13 protein-coding genes are annotated in these 15,008 nt (G+C 40.1%); 7 read left to right on the forward strand and 6 right to left on the reverse strand.

All coding sequences use genetic code 11. The annotated features are described in order from the left end of the window. Positions 1-129: 129 nt before the first annotated feature. Positions 130-1,089 (reverse strand): lipid A deacylase LpxR family protein, encoded by a 960-nt coding sequence (locus tag B3600_RS07930; RefSeq protein ID WP_286752631.1) that lies wholly within the window; start codon positions 1,087-1,089, stop codon positions 130-132. A 382-nt stretch (positions 1,090-1,471) separates the two neighbouring features. Here B3600_RS07930 and B3600_RS07935 point away from each other — a divergent pair, with 382 nt between their 5' ends. From B3600_RS07935 to B3600_RS07950, 4 genes are all read left to right on the forward strand, one after another. Then, positions 1,472-1,879, forward strand: coding sequence for a cytochrome c maturation protein CcmE (locus tag B3600_RS07935; protein ID WP_046672794.1), 408 nt, complete (start codon positions 1,472-1,474; stop codon positions 1,877-1,879). Between the two features lie 19 nt (positions 1,880-1,898). Continuing rightward, positions 1,899-4,358, forward strand: a complete 2,460-nt coding sequence (locus tag B3600_RS07940; protein ID WP_286752632.1) for a heme lyase CcmF/NrfE family subunit — start codon at positions 1,899-1,901, stop codon at positions 4,356-4,358. Beyond that, a complete protein-coding gene (locus B3600_RS07945) occupies positions 4,358-5,119 on the forward strand; it encodes a Rossmann-like and DUF2520 domain-containing protein (RefSeq protein WP_286752633.1) in 762 nt (253 codons plus the stop codon). Before B3600_RS07940 ends, B3600_RS07945 begins: the two co-directional genes overlap by 1 nt. A 186-nt stretch (positions 5,120-5,305) precedes the next feature. Beyond that, entirely contained in the window at positions 5,306-6,862 is a 1,557-nt protein-coding gene (locus B3600_RS07950; RefSeq protein WP_046672797.1) for an FMN-binding glutamate synthase family protein, read from the forward strand. 99 nt (positions 6,863-6,961) lie between these two features. On the opposite strand, the gene B3600_RS07955 is transcribed toward B3600_RS07950, so the two are convergent. From B3600_RS07955 to B3600_RS07965, 3 genes are all read right to left on the reverse strand, one after another. Continuing rightward, a complete protein-coding gene (locus B3600_RS07955) occupies positions 6,962-7,405 on the reverse strand; it encodes a MarR family winged helix-turn-helix transcriptional regulator (protein ID WP_046672798.1) in 444 nt (147 codons plus the stop codon). Positions 7,406-7,671: 266 nt separating this feature from the next. Further along, positions 7,672-8,448, reverse strand: a complete 777-nt coding sequence (locus B3600_RS07960) for an amidohydrolase (protein WP_046672799.1) — start codon at positions 8,446-8,448, stop codon at positions 7,672-7,674. 84 nt (positions 8,449-8,532) lie between these two features. Then, entirely contained in the window at positions 8,533-9,501 is a 969-nt protein-coding gene (locus B3600_RS07965; RefSeq protein ID WP_112374896.1) for a polyprenyl synthetase family protein, read from the reverse strand. Between the two features lie 111 nt (positions 9,502-9,612). On the opposite strand from B3600_RS07965, the gene B3600_RS07970 reads away from it, so the two are divergent. From B3600_RS07970 to B3600_RS07980, 3 genes are all read left to right on the forward strand, one after another. Next, on the forward strand, positions 9,613-10,782 hold the full coding sequence (locus B3600_RS07970) for a glycosyltransferase family 4 protein (RefSeq protein ID WP_286752635.1): 1,170 nt from the start codon (positions 9,613-9,615) through the stop codon (positions 10,780-10,782). Further along, positions 10,779-11,108: a metal-sulfur cluster assembly factor gene (locus B3600_RS07975; protein ID WP_046672802.1), complete on the forward strand. Its 330-nt coding sequence runs from the start codon at positions 10,779-10,781 to the stop codon at positions 11,106-11,108. Before B3600_RS07970 ends, B3600_RS07975 begins: the two co-directional genes overlap by 4 nt. Positions 11,109-11,306: 198 nt before the next feature. After that, positions 11,307-12,803, forward strand: a complete 1,497-nt coding sequence (locus tag B3600_RS07980) for a TlpA family protein disulfide reductase (RefSeq protein ID WP_286752636.1) — start codon at positions 11,307-11,309, stop codon at positions 12,801-12,803. A gap of 67 nt (positions 12,804-12,870) precedes the next feature. Here B3600_RS07980 and B3600_RS07985 read toward each other — a convergent pair whose 3' ends face one another. Together B3600_RS07985 and B3600_RS07990 are read right to left on the reverse strand one after the other, a co-directional pair. After that, the gene (locus B3600_RS07985) at positions 12,871-14,115 is read right to left on the reverse strand and encodes a cation:proton antiporter (protein WP_112374899.1); all 1,245 of its coding nucleotides are present in this window, start codon (positions 14,113-14,115) and stop codon (positions 12,871-12,873) included. Between the two features lie 3 nt (positions 14,116-14,118). Beyond that, the gene (locus tag B3600_RS07990; protein ID WP_046672804.1) at positions 14,119-14,598 is read right to left on the reverse strand and encodes a cation:proton antiporter regulatory subunit; all 480 of its coding nucleotides are present in this window, start codon (positions 14,596-14,598) and stop codon (positions 14,119-14,121) included. Positions 14,599-15,008: the final 410 nt, after the last annotated feature.

Below are 15,008 nucleotides of genomic sequence, written 5' to 3' on the forward strand. Positions count from 1 at the left end.
ACAAGCTACAAACGACAAGCATTTCACAGGACAGGTGATCAACGGAGGCTCTACCAATGCGCAGCGGATCAATATAGATCACACCTACGGCTGGCGGATCAATATGGATCACACCCATTGGCGCGCAGATCAAAAGCGGTACGCAAAAAACAGCTCGCCATATTGATGCCGGTGAAACACCGATTTGAGCTCTTTCGAATTGAAGATATAATTGATACCGTAATTGATCTTGTGGTTCGACCAATTGAAACCAATGCGGTGACTAAGCATCCAAGGCTCAATAATGTATAGCTTACCCATGGGATCATTTTGACCTCTCCCGCCCTCTACGGTTGCGCTATAAAAAATACGGGACATGCTTGGTTGATAGATAAAATACCATTCTTTATCATTATCTGCTCTACCTTGTGTCAAATGCCCATGTGTAAGGGTCGATGCCTGATAGGATTTCAGCTTCCCCAACCGAAACGGGGCCGCAATCCCCAGATTGGTATTATTTAGTCCAATAGTCCCTTCACCGATAATTCCCACATCAAATTGCTGGTTTTGACTGCGATATAGTCCTTTTTTATAGGTTGCACTTAAATCAATACCGAAGGAATTTCCAAGCTGCGTATCCCAACCTGTTGCCTCATACATACCAAATAGATGATGGATAAACTTCTGGGCTTCTTCACCGTAGGATTTAGGACCGATCTGCGCCAATTCGGTCTTGAACTCAATGACCTGATCCTGCGGTAAAAATCGCGTTACCCCAGCACTAAAATAAAGGTAACCTGCAAACGGTCTATCGTATTTTTTTTCCTGCCGTCTATAGTCAATAATACTGATACCGTTATAAATACGCTGGCCTATTTCAAAATCCAATACCGTATTTGAAGACTGTTTATCCAGTTTCCCCGGCAACGCAATCCTATAGTTTATATTGATACCGTTTGTATAATAGCGGTCTTGACCGGTCAGGAGATAGACGTCATTGTCATTTTGAACAGCAATTTCCTGATTACGGAATTTCACCTGTCCAAAAACAAAAAAACAGGGAACTATAACAGCCCAAAAGAGGCCTAAAAATCGCAAAGCAACACTCATATTAACAGGAAATTGTAAAATTCATGCGATATCATTAGAACCAAAACAGCAAATTTCACTTCAAATTATTCAAAAGCATTCGAATCTAGCTTATTTTTCCAATTAATTCAAACTATTTAGAATAGATATAAATAATATGGAAAAGTTGCATTATTCCTTTCTTAGCGAATCTATTTGTAATTTTGCATTCGATTAGGTGTCAAATGTAAACAATTTGGGATTTTAGCGCGCATAACGTTGTCAGGTTTGGGTAATAATCTTTCGAAAAAAACAGAAAGATATCGGACAGATCTGAACAGCCATTAACTGGTAAAAAAACAAACCGAGTGAAACGAGCTCATTGATACGACGAGTTCAGACACTTATAAATAAGTAAATACAAATGAAAAAAAGTTCAATTATTCTAATCGCTATCATTGCTGTCGCAATTGCCATGATACTTGTTATCTATACTGATTCAAGTACGTATTCGACATTTACCGAAGCTAAAGAAAAGAAAACCGAACTATATGTGGTAGGTCAATTGAATAAAGACAAAGCACTTCACTATGATCCCAAAACTGACGCCAACAAATTTTCGTTTTTCATGCGTGACAACGATGGTACAGAATGTGAAGTGATTTTTAGAGGTGCCAAACCTCAAGATATTGAACGTTCAGAGCAGATTGTATTGACAGGAAAAATGGACGGGAATGTGTTTAGGGCAAGTAAGATATTGATGAAATGTCCGTCGAAATATAACGATAAATCGGTCGTCACCGAGATCAATGCTACTGCTTTCAATAATTAATTCGTAAAATCAATTTTCAATGGACGTTAATTACGTTGGTGAGCACCTGCTGCCAGGGCAGATCGGACAATTTTTCATTGTACTTTCTTTTGGTGCTGCACTTCTATCTTGTATCAGTTACTTTTTTGCAACAAAATACCCTGAAGAGCATTCATGGAAAAAAATTGCACGTATTGCCTTCTGGGTTAATGCAGCCTCCGTCGTAGCGATTGGTGCAACTTTATTTTATATTATATACAATCACCTTTTTGAATATAATTATGCCTGGGCGCACTCGTCAAAGACACTCCCTACCTACTACATCATTTCCAGTTTTTGGGAAGGTCAGGAGGGTAGTTTTTGGCTTTGGATGTTCTGGCAAACGGTATTAGGCGCTGTTTTGCTCTTTAAAGCAAAAAGCTGGGAATCGTCTGTTATGACTTTCGTCATGTTATGTCAAGCATTTTTAGCATCCATGATTATTGGTGTGGAAATCTTCGGTCTGCGGATCGGTAGCTCTCCTTTTATCTTATTGCGTGAAGCAATGGATATTCCAATCTTTAGAGAAGCAAATTATCTTTCACTAATCACCGACGGTAATGGTTTGAACCCTTTACTTCAAAATTACTGGATGGTGATTCACCCACCGACACTATTTCTTGGCTTTGCGTCGATGATTGTTCCTTTTGCTTATGCAACAGGTGCTCTTTGGACCAAACGTTACAAAGAATGGATCAATGCAGCACTTCCTTGGGCTTTATTTGCCGTGATGATTTTAGGCGCAGGTATTATCATGGGCTCATTCTGGGCTTACGAAGCACTTAACTTCGGTGGATTCTGGGCATGGGATCCGGTAGAAAATGCATCCATTATTCCTTGGTTTACCTTGATTGCTGCTGTTCACGTCATGATTGCTTACAAGAATTCAGGCCACTCCTACTTCACCGCTACTTTTTTGGCGATGATCAGCTTTGTGCTTGTGATCTACGCATCTTACCTGACACGTAGTGGCGTCCTCGGAGAGACTTCGGTACACTCCTTTACCGATCTGGGCATGAGCGGACAATTGATCTTATTCAATGTTGTCTTTTTGGTTATCATGGTGGTCTTTCTTACCGTCAAAAAGAAAGAGATGCCCATCACAGAAAAGGATGAGGATATCTATTCAAGAGAATTCTGGATGTTTATTGGCGCCTTGGTATTGACTGTTGCCTGTGCACAGATCATTGCTTCAACATCAATTCCAGTGTTCAACAAGATCTTTGGCACCAAGGTAGCTCCACCTTTGGATCCAATCCAACATTATAACAAATGGCAATCGGGTTTTGCCGTCATCGTGATGATCTTAACCGGATTTACGCAATTCTTAAAATACAAACGTACCGATAGCCGCAAGTTTTTGGCTTCCACTGTAGCATCGTTGGTTGTGTCTTTAATCCTAACGGCTGCTGTAGTCTATTTTACGAAGACGTATACCAACTTGATCTACATTTTGATCACCTTCGCAAGTATTTTCTGTATTCTGGCAAATATCCGCGTATTGGGTGACGCTGTCAAAGGTAAATGGAAACTGGCTGGTTCTTCGGTAGCCCATATCGGTTTTGGTTTATTACTTATCGGTGCCATGGTGGCCGCGGCAACCAACGAAGTCATCTCTGTCAACAACACGGGTTACATCGCTGTATCGGGATTCGACAAAGTAGAAAAGCCTGGCGACAACTTATTCCTGACCGAGGGTGAACCTGTACAAATGGGTGAATACAAAATTACCTATATCGGCGATAGCATTGTTGCTCCAAATACGTTCTATAAAATCAAATACGAGCGGATCGACGAAGAAACAGGCAAAGTGAAGGAGCATTTTGTGCTGCAACCTTTTGCACAAAACAACGCGAAAATGGGGGGGTTGATTGGTACTCCAGCCACCAAACATTATGTTACGCATGACGTATATACACTGATTACAGCGGCCGCAGCTGAAAGTCAAGCAACACACGCCAAAGTTCCTGCTGAAGATAAAACTGGTTTCGAGGACTACGAGGAGCCGGCAACATATCAGGTAAATATTGGCGATACCTTACGCTACCGCAATGGATATTACGTCATTGAAGGCTTAAACAAAGAGGCCCACCTAGAGAAAATTCCAAAGGGACCCAGTGATGTCATGGTTGGATTGAAAATAAAAGTATTTTCGGCCGACAACAAACAGTATGAGGTACAACCGATTTACTTAATTAAAGACGGTGGTGTTTACGACTTCAACAAGGATGTTACCGAGCAAGGACTTAAATTCAGATTTACGGGAATTAAACCTGACAAGGATAAACTGGAAATCATGGTTTATCAAAAGCCACTTCCAGAAAAGAAATGGGTGGTATTTAAAGCCATTAAATTCCCATACATCAACTTTTTCTGGTGTGGAACAATTGTCATGACCATCGGTTTTATCATGTCCATTGTGAGAAGAAATAAAGAGGAAAAACGAAAAGCACTTAAATAATGAACATTGTGATCTTAGGAAGCGGTAATGCCGCGACGCATTTTGGACAACAGTTTCAAAAAACAGGACAGCATATCGTTCAGATCTACAGTAAAACAAAAGCCAATGCAGACGCATTGGCTTTTGCGCTTCATTGCACAGCAACTGACCTACTGTCTGAACTCGACCTCCATGCCGATCTCTACCTTATTGCTGTTTCGGATCAAGCTATTTTACCGCTGGTAGAAGCGCTACCGAAGGATTTAACAGGCATTGTTGTCCACTGTTCAGGAGCAACCGATCTTGCTGCCCTGGCTGGATTTAAAAACACGGGCGTCATCTATCCACCACAATCGTTATCCAAAAATAAAGCAGTGGATTTCTCGACGGTTCCACTTTGCATTGAGGGTAACACAGATGAAAATAGTGCCGCGCTACTTCAGCTTGCACAGACATTTGCACCGCAGAGTATCTATTGTAACTCACCGCAACGCTTAGCCATTCACCTGGCCTCGGTCATGGTCAATAATTTCTCCAATATCCTCTATCAGATGGCTTATGAGTTACTGGAAGAAAACAACTTATCCTTTGATTTAATCAAACCAATTATCCTGGAGACGGCAGAAAAAGTGCAAAATAATATTCCGATAACAGTTCAGACAGGACCAGCGATCCGACAGGATGTATCGACAATGCAAAAACATTTGCAATTTATTAGCAATAAACCAGATTTACAGCAAATCTATCAACTTTTGTCGCAGGAGATTACTAAAAGAAAATAGTTTGTTAGAAACGGTTATAAACTTATCAAAACTTACTTCCAGGGGGTAAATATATCCATTTACTTCAGGAACTTTAGTACATTTGCTTCGTCCAAAAGCGCATTTTGGAATGCTAATTGAGTAATAAAATAGTCAGTTGGGCTAAACATTAAAATAGCGAATTAAAACTAAACAATCGTATTTTCTATGGAAGTTAGAAAACTCATTCTTTCAATAATGATTGTGATTAATTTAATCATTGTATCATTTGGATTTATATTTACATCAAGCTGGTTTTGGCTGCTTATTATCCCATTTCCGTTGCTATTGATCGCGTTATATCATAGTTTCCAGACCAAACATGCCATTCTGCGCAACTATCCTTTAGTTGGATATTTTCGTTATATCTTCGAATCTATTCGTCCCGAGTTGAGACAATATTTTTGGGAATCGGATATGGATGGACGTCCTTTCAACAGAAGACAACGTTCGATCGTATACCAACGTGCAAAAAATCAACGGGAAACTGTGGCATTTGGTATGCAGACAGATCCACAGGCTGTCGGGAATGAATGGGCTGCGCACTCTGTTTTCCCTTGCCATATCGAAAACCACGATCTGCGTACCACGGTAGGAAATGCAGCCTGTAAAAAACCTTATAGCTTAAGTGTGTTCAACATCTCGGCTATGAGTTATGGTGCGTTGAGTAAAACAGCGATAACGGCACTAAATAAAGGTGCTGCCCTTCAAAACTTTGCACACAATACCGGCGAAGGGGGGATCAGCGATTACCACAACAATGGAGGTGATTTAATCTGGCAGGTCGGTACAGGTTATTTTGGCTGCCGCAATAAGGAGGGAAAATTTGATCCCGAACTTTTCAGAGAAAAATCCAACCGTGAAAACGTGAAGATGGTCGAATTGAAACTCTCGCAAGGCGCTAAACCTGGTCATGGCGGTATACTTCCGGCGGCAAAAAACACCCCTGAAGTCGCTGCTATCCGTCACGTCATTCCTGGAACGGACGTGATGTCGCCACCAGCACATAGTGCTTTCTCTTCACCGACTGAAATGATGCACTTCATACAACAGCTGCGCGAGCTATCCGGTGGAAAGCCTATTGGCTTCAAAATTTGTATCGGCGATAAACATGAGTTTATCGACATCTGTCATGCCATGCAAAACACGCAAATCTTCCCGGATTTTATCTCCGTAGATGGATCAGAAGGTGGTACGGGAGCTGCTCCACTTGAGTTTACAGATAACTTGGGGATGCCACTATACGATGCATTGGCATTTGTAACGAAAACCTTGATTGCTTTTGGTTTAAAAAAACACATTAAAGTTATTGTATCAAGCCGTATCGTAACAGGTTTCGATATCTTGAAAGTCATTGCCTTAGGCGCAGATGCATGTTATAGTGCTCGCGGTATGATGTTCGCTTTAGGTTGTATTCAGGCACTTAAATGTAATGAAGACGTCTGTCCGGTTGGGGTTGCCACACAACAGCCGCATTTATACAAAGGACTCGACGTAAATGACAAATATGTACGCGTCGCCCAGTTCCACCGAAACACATTACGTGCGACAGTTGAAATTATGGAAGCTTGTGGTTTCAAAACACTTTCGGATGTATCGGCAGATAAATTCTATCGTAAGGTAGATGCAATCCGGACGCTCAGTTTTCAGGAAATCTATTTCGGTACTGAAGGTAAATTAGTCAATAGCCACACCGATTTCGAAAGCAAACTTTTCGAAGATTAATTGCCAGCAATTCATAAAAAGAAGGTCCCCCATGTATTCATAGGGGACCTTTTTTTATACCTTGATAGTTCCCTTACAGGATAAAACCCGCTAATATCTTTATTTCAAATTAAACAATACGCGGTGCAGAATCGTATTTGATAAAGTAATTTGATCGTCGGCCAATCCCCCTAAGGCCTGTTCAATTGTATTTTTTGCCTGCTTCATTCCTTCATCCTTCATCTTCCGCCCGATTTTTGTTAAATAGATCAGATTGGACCGTCTGTCGTTTTTATCATTAACACGAATAACCAGATTTACGCGTTCCAGGTTATTAATTAATCGAGTGACACTTGGTTTATCTCGAAATGTGCGCACAGCAAGCTCCTGCTGGGTAAGCCCCTCTTCCACCCACAGGTTATACATGATACTCCATTGTTCAGAAGTAATGTTTAACCCGGCCTCCTTGAGATTACGCTGTAATCTCCGCATAACTGCAATTGAGTATTTCCCTGTTAAGAAATTATAAAAATACTCTTGTGATACTAAATCTTGGTCTAACATATGAATAATGGTTATGGTTGTTTACGCAACTTATTTTAATAATAAAACGTCGTCTTTCAATCAATTTGAGAAAAAGCTAAACGTATTTTGGCTAATAGTTAGCCTAAATTACGCTTTAATATAGCTGTCTCAAACAAAATTTTATCAACATGTCATAAGTAGATGTTGATAAATCATAACAATTTGATTTATACTAGACTGAATTTAATAAATAAAAAGGATACAAACAAAATAAATGCTTGCAATTGTACCTAATTTAGAGGATGTTATCCGATTGTAAAAGAATCGGAATCTTTTAAGAAAGGAAATTTCTCACGTGCTTCCAACAGGTCGTTCGGATTTAAGGTAAAGGTATACAAGTCCTCATCTTCCGGTTTATAATACACCACGTCACCAAGAGGGGATATACACATAGAGCCACCAGAATAGTAAATATCATTACCGTCGTGCCCAACACGGTTTACCCCAACAACATAAGCTTGGTTTTCTATTGCACGTGCCGGAATAAGAGCTCTCCAATGTGCTGAGCGCTTGTCTGGCCAGCTGGCGGTATACACTAAAATATCATATGCTCCGTTTTGATTTTTAGACCAGACTGGGAATCTCAGGTCATAACAGATCATCGGGCAGATTTTCCATCCTTTGATATCGACCAGGATACGTTCATTTCCTGGCTCAAAGTACTCGCTTTCTTTGGATAATCCGAAAAGATGACGTTTATCATATTTTACATATTTACCGTCTGGAAACATCCATACAAAGCGATTATAGTATTTCCCACCTTCTTCGATAATCAAAGAACCGGCAACAACACAGTTAAGTGAGCTTGCCATTTCAAATAGCCATCTTGTCGTAGGTCCATTTGCAGGTTCTGCACATTTCTCGACATTATTCGTGAAGCCTGTATTAAACATTTCGGGGAGAATAATAACATCCGTTTTCTCACGCAATGAGGAAAGTCTCAAGGCTAGATTATTTAGATTCTTCTCAATATTTTCCCAGAATAAATATGCTTGAAATACGGTGATTTTTAAAGGCTCCATGAACGTAATCTAAAAATTTATTTAATTATTTTCTTACAAAAAAAACATTTAATGGCAAGATACGAATTTTAATAGAATTTATACTTATTGCTGTCTTACCAAAAGGTTATTTGCTAACACTAATAACGCTTCTTTGCGATCATTTGGTACATTCAATGCTTCCATTTTTTCAAATGCCCGTTGCGTATAGCTATCTTTCAACTCGTCGGCCGCAGTTTTAATCGCATACTTGTCGTATAAGGCAAGCATATCCGCTACTTTTGATGGAGCAGTCTCTATAGTGGCATTTAATAGGGCTTGTAAAACCGTCTTATCATCATCCGAAATTACTGCCATCAACTTCACCAATAAAAAAGTTTTTTTATTGATCATGATATCACCACCAACAATCTTTCCAAAGGTATCTGGATCTCCATATGCATCCAAGATATCGTCCTGTAATTGAAATGCTAAGCCTACGTTCTCTCCAAAATCGTAGATCAGCTGCTGTTGCTGTTCATCTGCTCCCGACAGAATAGCCCCCAACTGTAATGCTCCGCCCAATAACACCGAAGTTTTAAGACGGATCATCTCAAGATACTCAGGCATTGTCAGCGAATCCCGGCTCTCATAATCCATATCTAATTGCTGGCCTTCACATACCTCCATAGCCACTTTACTCAAAATTTTCAAAGTTGCAGGCAAGTAAATAGGATTACACTTTGAAATTTCCTCATACGCTTTGACCAACAAGCCGTCTCCAGACAATATGGCAATATTAGCATCCCACTTTTCGTGAACTGTCGTTTTACCTCTTCTTAAAGGAGCCTTATCCATCAGATCATCGTGGATCAGTGAAAAGTTATGAAAAAACTCCACTGCTTTGGCAGCAGGGATAATTTCCTCCATCTCTTGCATGCCGAATAATTCGGCGGCCATCAATGTCAGCACTGGTCGAACCCTCTTTCCGCCCAAAGTCAATATATACCGTATCGGATCATATAAATTTGATGGTGTTTCAGGAAATTGACTTGTCTCTATCGCCTCTATCACGAGTTGTTGTAAATGTTGCATATATCTTTACGATCGAATCTTGCGAATATAGCAATAATCATATAGAAATGGCAATTTTGTCCCTTTAAAGGAAGTCACCTCAAAATTGTACATTTGTATAAGTCTTTTATTATGCGCATACTGATTATCCATACATTTTATCAAGATCCTGGTGGTGAAGACACTGTATTTCAGCAGGAATCTTCCCTCCTCGCGCAAGGACATGAGGTCCAAACGCTAACCTTTCAAAATAAAAAGGGGTTGCAGGGTGCACTACAGACAATAGGATCTTTTTGGAATATTTGCGCTGCTCAACGTGTCAAAAAAATAATTCGGGCGTTTAAACCAGACATCGTTCACGTTCACAACACGCATTATGCAGCAGGCCCGATTATCGTGCGTACCATTGCCAAACTCGGCGTCCCCCAGGTCATGACCCTGCACAATTTTCGTTTACTATGCCCTTCGGCGACACTGTACCATCACAACCGTCTCTTTCTGGACTCACTCCAAGAGGAGTTTCCGTGGACAGCCGTCCGACAAAAAGCATTTAACAACTCGATAGTAAAAACATTTCTTCTCGCACTGAATTACTGGTTTCACCGCAAAATTGGAACCTGGGCAAAAGTAAATCGCTACATCAATTTAAGCTCCTTTGCAAAGAACATATTCGTTGAATCGACATTGCACCTTCCGCCTACTAAATTCGCGATCAAACCGAATTTTGTCTTTCCTACGACAATAGCACCAGAGGGTCCGCAGGCTCACTTTGTATATGTCGGTCGTCTTTCAGATGAAAAGGGGATATTACAGCTGATCGATGCTTTCATCGGCACAGATTTTCAACTAGCAATTATCGGCGGCGGTCCGCTCGAAAATGAGGTTTTGAGAAGCATTAAACACCAGGCGAATATTTCCTACCTCGGTTTTAAAAAAAGATCAGAAATACTTCCCTTGATAGCCAAAGCACAGGCTTTACTTGTACCATCGATTTGTTTTGAAGGGATGCCGATTACGATTCTTGAGGCTTATTCAGTCGGAACAGCTGTGCTTTGCTCCAATTTAGGCCCGCTCCCCGAACTGATTATCTCCGGCAAAACAGGACAAACGTTCGATCCCCACAACAAAAACGATATTATCCAATGCTTAACGGAGTGGAGCACAAAAACAACAAATGAAAAAGATGAGATAAGAAAGACCTGTATTGCTTACTATTTTAGTAATTTTACTCCTGAAATAAATGAAGCGAAATTATTAGCGATCTATCAGGACGCTATTCACGATAAAAAACGGAATAAATGAGTATCATTGTATTAGATAAACTGGGTCTAGCGCCACAAATCCAAGCTGTACTGGAAACAATTTATGATCCTGAACTGAAACCCGCAAATATTGTGGATTTGGGGCTTGTATATGAAATCATTACGAAGGAAGAGGGTATTGCAAAGATTGTAATGACGCTGACTGCTCCTGGCTGCCCCGTGGCAGGCGAAATCATGAATGAAGTTCAAGAAAAAGTTGCTGCTGTAGCAGGTGTCAAAGAAGCATTGGTCGAATTGACATTTGATCCACCCTGGACAAAAGACATGATGTCTGAAGAAGCAAAACTGGAGTTAGGGTTTTTATAGCGAAATCCGAAAGAAACTCAAAAACTTTATCAAAAAATACAAACTGTGATTTCACATGAGCATTAAATGCGGAGGACAGTTTTAAAAGATGCATACCTAAAAAAGGTCCACATTAGAGATAATTGGACCTTTTTTAGGTATATTTAGATAGCAATTTGAAGTTTAATTTTCCTATATTTAGTTAGAAATAACCAACATATGAAAAAACCGCTGCTTCTCTCCTTTGGACTATTCCTTGTATTTATCAATCAATCTCATACGCAAGAAGCAACGCTCACGATCGATATTTCATCTCCACAAGAGAACACAATACAGCTGGATGCTATTGGGGTCAATACAATCGCATCCGTTGGGTCATCAAATTATAAACTCATCAATAATCGGTTTAATAAGACTTTTACGATTCCCCACATCACCAAACTCTATGTGACAGGTGTCAGTAATTCAAATTGGAGTCAACAATTGTACATTTCCCCCGGAGATCATCTTCATGTTCGGGTAGATTCAAAAGACGGTAAAGATCAGATTACAATAACAGGTAAAGGTAGTGAGAACAATCAGCCGTTCTATTTCCCCGACGACATTTATTTTGAGGAACTTCGGAAGGATTCGCTTCCAGATAGGTTACTTGTGGCGATACAAAAAAATATGGATAGCTTAAGCCAGGAAACCAAGAGATATATTACTCAAAACAAACCAACGGCAACCCTCGAAAAAGTTCTACAATACAATCTGGCTTATGCTCCTGCAGAATTGTTTCTCAATTTTTACGGTAACCATAAGTTTTATTTAGAATCACGAGATGATGGTGAAAAATTGACGGCAATCTGGAAACAGAAAAGGGATAGTCTACTGGCTGTACACCCCTTGAATAATGCCGAAGCATTGATCAGTCCAATATATAAAATGCTGATCGGAAATTATCTTTTACAAAGGAAAGAAGAACTTTGGTCTACCGCTCAGTCAAGTGATTTTCTTGCAACCTATTATTCGGAATTTCCTGCAGACCAGAGAGCACGAGCATACTCCAGCGATCCTGAAAACTTATTGCAAGAAAAGATCATCAATAAGGAATTTACAGGTCAAATCAACGAATACCTATATGCTTACCTCTTACAAATGATAAGTGGGTCAAAAAAAACCAATGCTACAGCCATCTTCGACCGTTTTAAGGCTAAATATCCAAGCAGTTTATACCGTTCTCTTTACGAACCAATGATCGCTGAAGCACGAATCAACGAAAAGCGACCGTTGAATGAGAAAATGGTCTTTCTGGATAGCAGTGGCAAATTGAAACAGTTGGATGATGTAATCAGCCTATTCAAAGGAAGGACTGTTTTGGTTGATATGTGGGGCACTTGGTGTGGCCCTTGTCATGAAGAAATTGAGAAAAATGCACATGCATTGAAAACACACTTTAAAAATAAGGATCTGCAATTCCTTTATATCGCAAACTTTGACTTAAAAAATCAACTCAATTGGAAAAAACTGATCCGCTATTATAATATGGAAGGAAGTCATATTTTAGCAAGCCGGGAGCTATCAGAAGACGTAATGAACAAAACAGGTAATAATGGCTTCCCGACTTATTTTATTATTAAAAAGGATGGAACCTATGAGCTTTCGAAAGCTGGTTATCCAATGGAAAGAGAGTTGTTGATCAACCAGCTGGAAGAAGCCATGTCATACCACTGATGAACTTGATCTAAAAATCTTGCTCTATTTTTTGAACAGCACTTTTAAGTGGACGAGTGTAACCTGTCTATTTACCGAGACTATTATTTTCCAAATCGCTCAACTTTTTCAAAGGCTTGGCACTATTGGCATCCGCACCGAAAAGTAATTTCCAAAGCTTACGTGACTCTTTGGTCAATAGTGGGGATACAATGGAAAGAATGAGCACATATACGACCACAAAGGATTGAATAACGGGTAATAAAGCCCCTGCTTTACCAATATTTGCCATGATAATGGAAAACTCCCCCCGCGCAGACAAGGTAAAGCCAATATCAAAAGAAGTTTTAGGTTTCATACCCGAAAATTTAGCTGCAAAATAGCCCGAAGCAAGATTCCCCATCACCGTCACCAGCGCTGCAATCGAAGCCCAAAAGACAGCTCCTCCAAGGGACATAATGTCAATAGACAATCCGAAACTAAAGAAAAACATGGCCCCAAAAAAGTCCTTATAGGGCAGTACCATCGATTCAATCTTTTTGATATATTGCGAATCTGCCAAAACCAAGCCGGCCATCAATGCCCCGATAGCCTCCGCAACATGGATGGTTTCGGAGAAACCTGCCACAATAAAAAGTAAGGCAAAGATGATCAATATAAATAATTCAGAAGTTTTCTCCTTCAATAAGCGATCGATCGCAGGCACCAATTTTCTGCCTAAAATCAAAAAGGCCAATATAAATCCCAAAGCCAGTAAGGAAGTTCCAGCTACCGTCCAAAACGAACTGCTTCCTGTTAGTATCAGGCCCGAAAGGAAAGAAATATGCATCGCTATAAACAGGTCATCGAACATAATCATCCCCATGATGACCTCCGTCTCCGGGTTGGCTGTGCGTTTGAGATCTGTCAGCACCTTTGCAACAATCGCCGTGGATGAACTCGTCATGATACCACATAACACCATCATCTCCTTAAATGGCATATCCATCAACCAACCAATCAACAACCCTGAGGTAAAGTTCAATAAGACGTAAATTGTTCCGCCGGTGACGATTGCTTTACCGGATTTAATCAGCCGATTGACCGAAAACTCAAGACCAAGGTAGAACAACAGGAACAATACGCCCAACCGTCCCATGAAATCGATAAAAGGTTTACTCTCTGTAAATGTTAAATCCACCAGACCAACCTGCGGAGCGTGCTGTCCCAAAACCATTCCTATAATAATGAAAAATGGAATAACAGAAAACTTAAGCTTATTGGCGATGAGGCCAACAATGGCAACAAGTCCTACAGCGATTCCAATTTCCAGAATTAAGGTATGTGATAGCATAAATTACAGTAAAATTTCCTTCAAAAGTTTAATATTATTCTTCTTTCCAGCAATGACAAGTGTGGTACCTGGGCTAATCAAATAAGACGGTCCTGGATTGATAACCGTATCATCATCCCGTATCCCAGCAATAATCGATGCACCTGTACGTTGACGAACTTCCAGCTCTCCAATTGTCTTACCAGCACCCTCATTTTTGCCTTCCACTTTGTACCATTCAATGCGTAAATCGTCCAAAGCAACTTCAATTGTCTCCAATGCTTTAGGCTTATAAGACAAGCCACCGATAATACCCGCAATCTGCCGAGATTCATCGTCATTGAGTGTCATGACGCAACGTGATTCATGCTCCTCGTCATCATAGCGATAAAGTTCCCGTCTACCATCGTCATGGATAACAACAACCATATTGTCTCCCGCATCGGTTTCAATTTGAAATTTTTTTCCAATTCCAATCAGATCGGACTCTCTTACAATAGACATAATTTTCTATTTAAATAAATACTAATAATATAAGCTTCATAACGTGGTATACCACAATTACAAAAGCAAGCTGAAGGTTCTTTCTCGCAAAAAAACAAAGACTTTGAGGAAAAACAGCATCAGCCCTTAGCTACTAAAACACAAATTTACTCAAAAAATCAATCTTAAACGAATCCGCAGGTAGCTAACGGGATGGGCTACAAAGAGCAAATTACCCCAAAATACTAAAAAAAGAGCAGAAAAACGACTCTTTTAACCGATTTCATCCCTTTTTTCGACGTATGGCATCGTGATGACATAACTGAACAACACTAAAAGCGCTCGAGGTACATAGGCTATTAACGATCCGAGTTCCTAACAGAACAAATCAGCTTTTATTAGCTCCAATTTTCATTACAAATACCCATTTC

Origin of the sequence: Sphingobacterium sp. UBA2480 (genome assembly GCF_002341965.1) — a bacterium.
Lineage (GTDB): Bacteria > Bacteroidota > Bacteroidia > Sphingobacteriales > Sphingobacteriaceae > Sphingobacterium > Sphingobacterium multivorum.

Coding starts and splice junctions, on each gene's coding strand:
- B3600_RS07930 (WP_286752631.1), bottom strand. CDS start 1,089: ATGAGTGTTGCTTTGCGATTTTTAGGCCTCTTTTGGGCTGTTATAGTT.
- B3600_RS07935 (WP_046672794.1), top strand. CDS start 1,472: ATGAAAAAAAGTTCAATTATTCTAATCGCTATCATTGCTGTCGCAATT.
- B3600_RS07940 (WP_286752632.1), top strand. CDS start 1,899: ATGGACGTTAATTACGTTGGTGAGCACCTGCTGCCAGGGCAGATCGGA.
- B3600_RS07945 (WP_286752633.1), top strand. CDS start 4,358: ATGAACATTGTGATCTTAGGAAGCGGTAATGCCGCGACGCATTTTGGA.
- B3600_RS07950 (WP_046672797.1), top strand. CDS start 5,306: ATGGAAGTTAGAAAACTCATTCTTTCAATAATGATTGTGATTAATTTA.
- B3600_RS07955 (WP_046672798.1), bottom strand. CDS start 7,405: ATGTTAGACCAAGATTTAGTATCACAAGAGTATTTTTATAATTTCTTA.
- B3600_RS07960 (WP_046672799.1), bottom strand. CDS start 8,448: ATGGAGCCTTTAAAAATCACCGTATTTCAAGCATATTTATTCTGGGAA.
- B3600_RS07965 (WP_112374896.1), bottom strand. CDS start 9,501: ATGCAACATTTACAACAACTCGTGATAGAGGCGATAGAGACAAGTCAA.
- B3600_RS07970 (WP_286752635.1), top strand. CDS start 9,613: ATGCGCATACTGATTATCCATACATTTTATCAAGATCCTGGTGGTGAA.
- B3600_RS07975 (WP_046672802.1), top strand. CDS start 10,779: ATGAGTATCATTGTATTAGATAAACTGGGTCTAGCGCCACAAATCCAA.
- B3600_RS07980 (WP_286752636.1), top strand. CDS start 11,307: ATGAAAAAACCGCTGCTTCTCTCCTTTGGACTATTCCTTGTATTTATC.
- B3600_RS07985 (WP_112374899.1), bottom strand. CDS start 14,115: ATGCTATCACATACCTTAATTCTGGAAATTGGAATCGCTGTAGGACTT.
- B3600_RS07990 (WP_046672804.1), bottom strand. CDS start 14,598: ATGTCTATTGTAAGAGAGTCCGATCTGATTGGAATTGGAAAAAAATTT.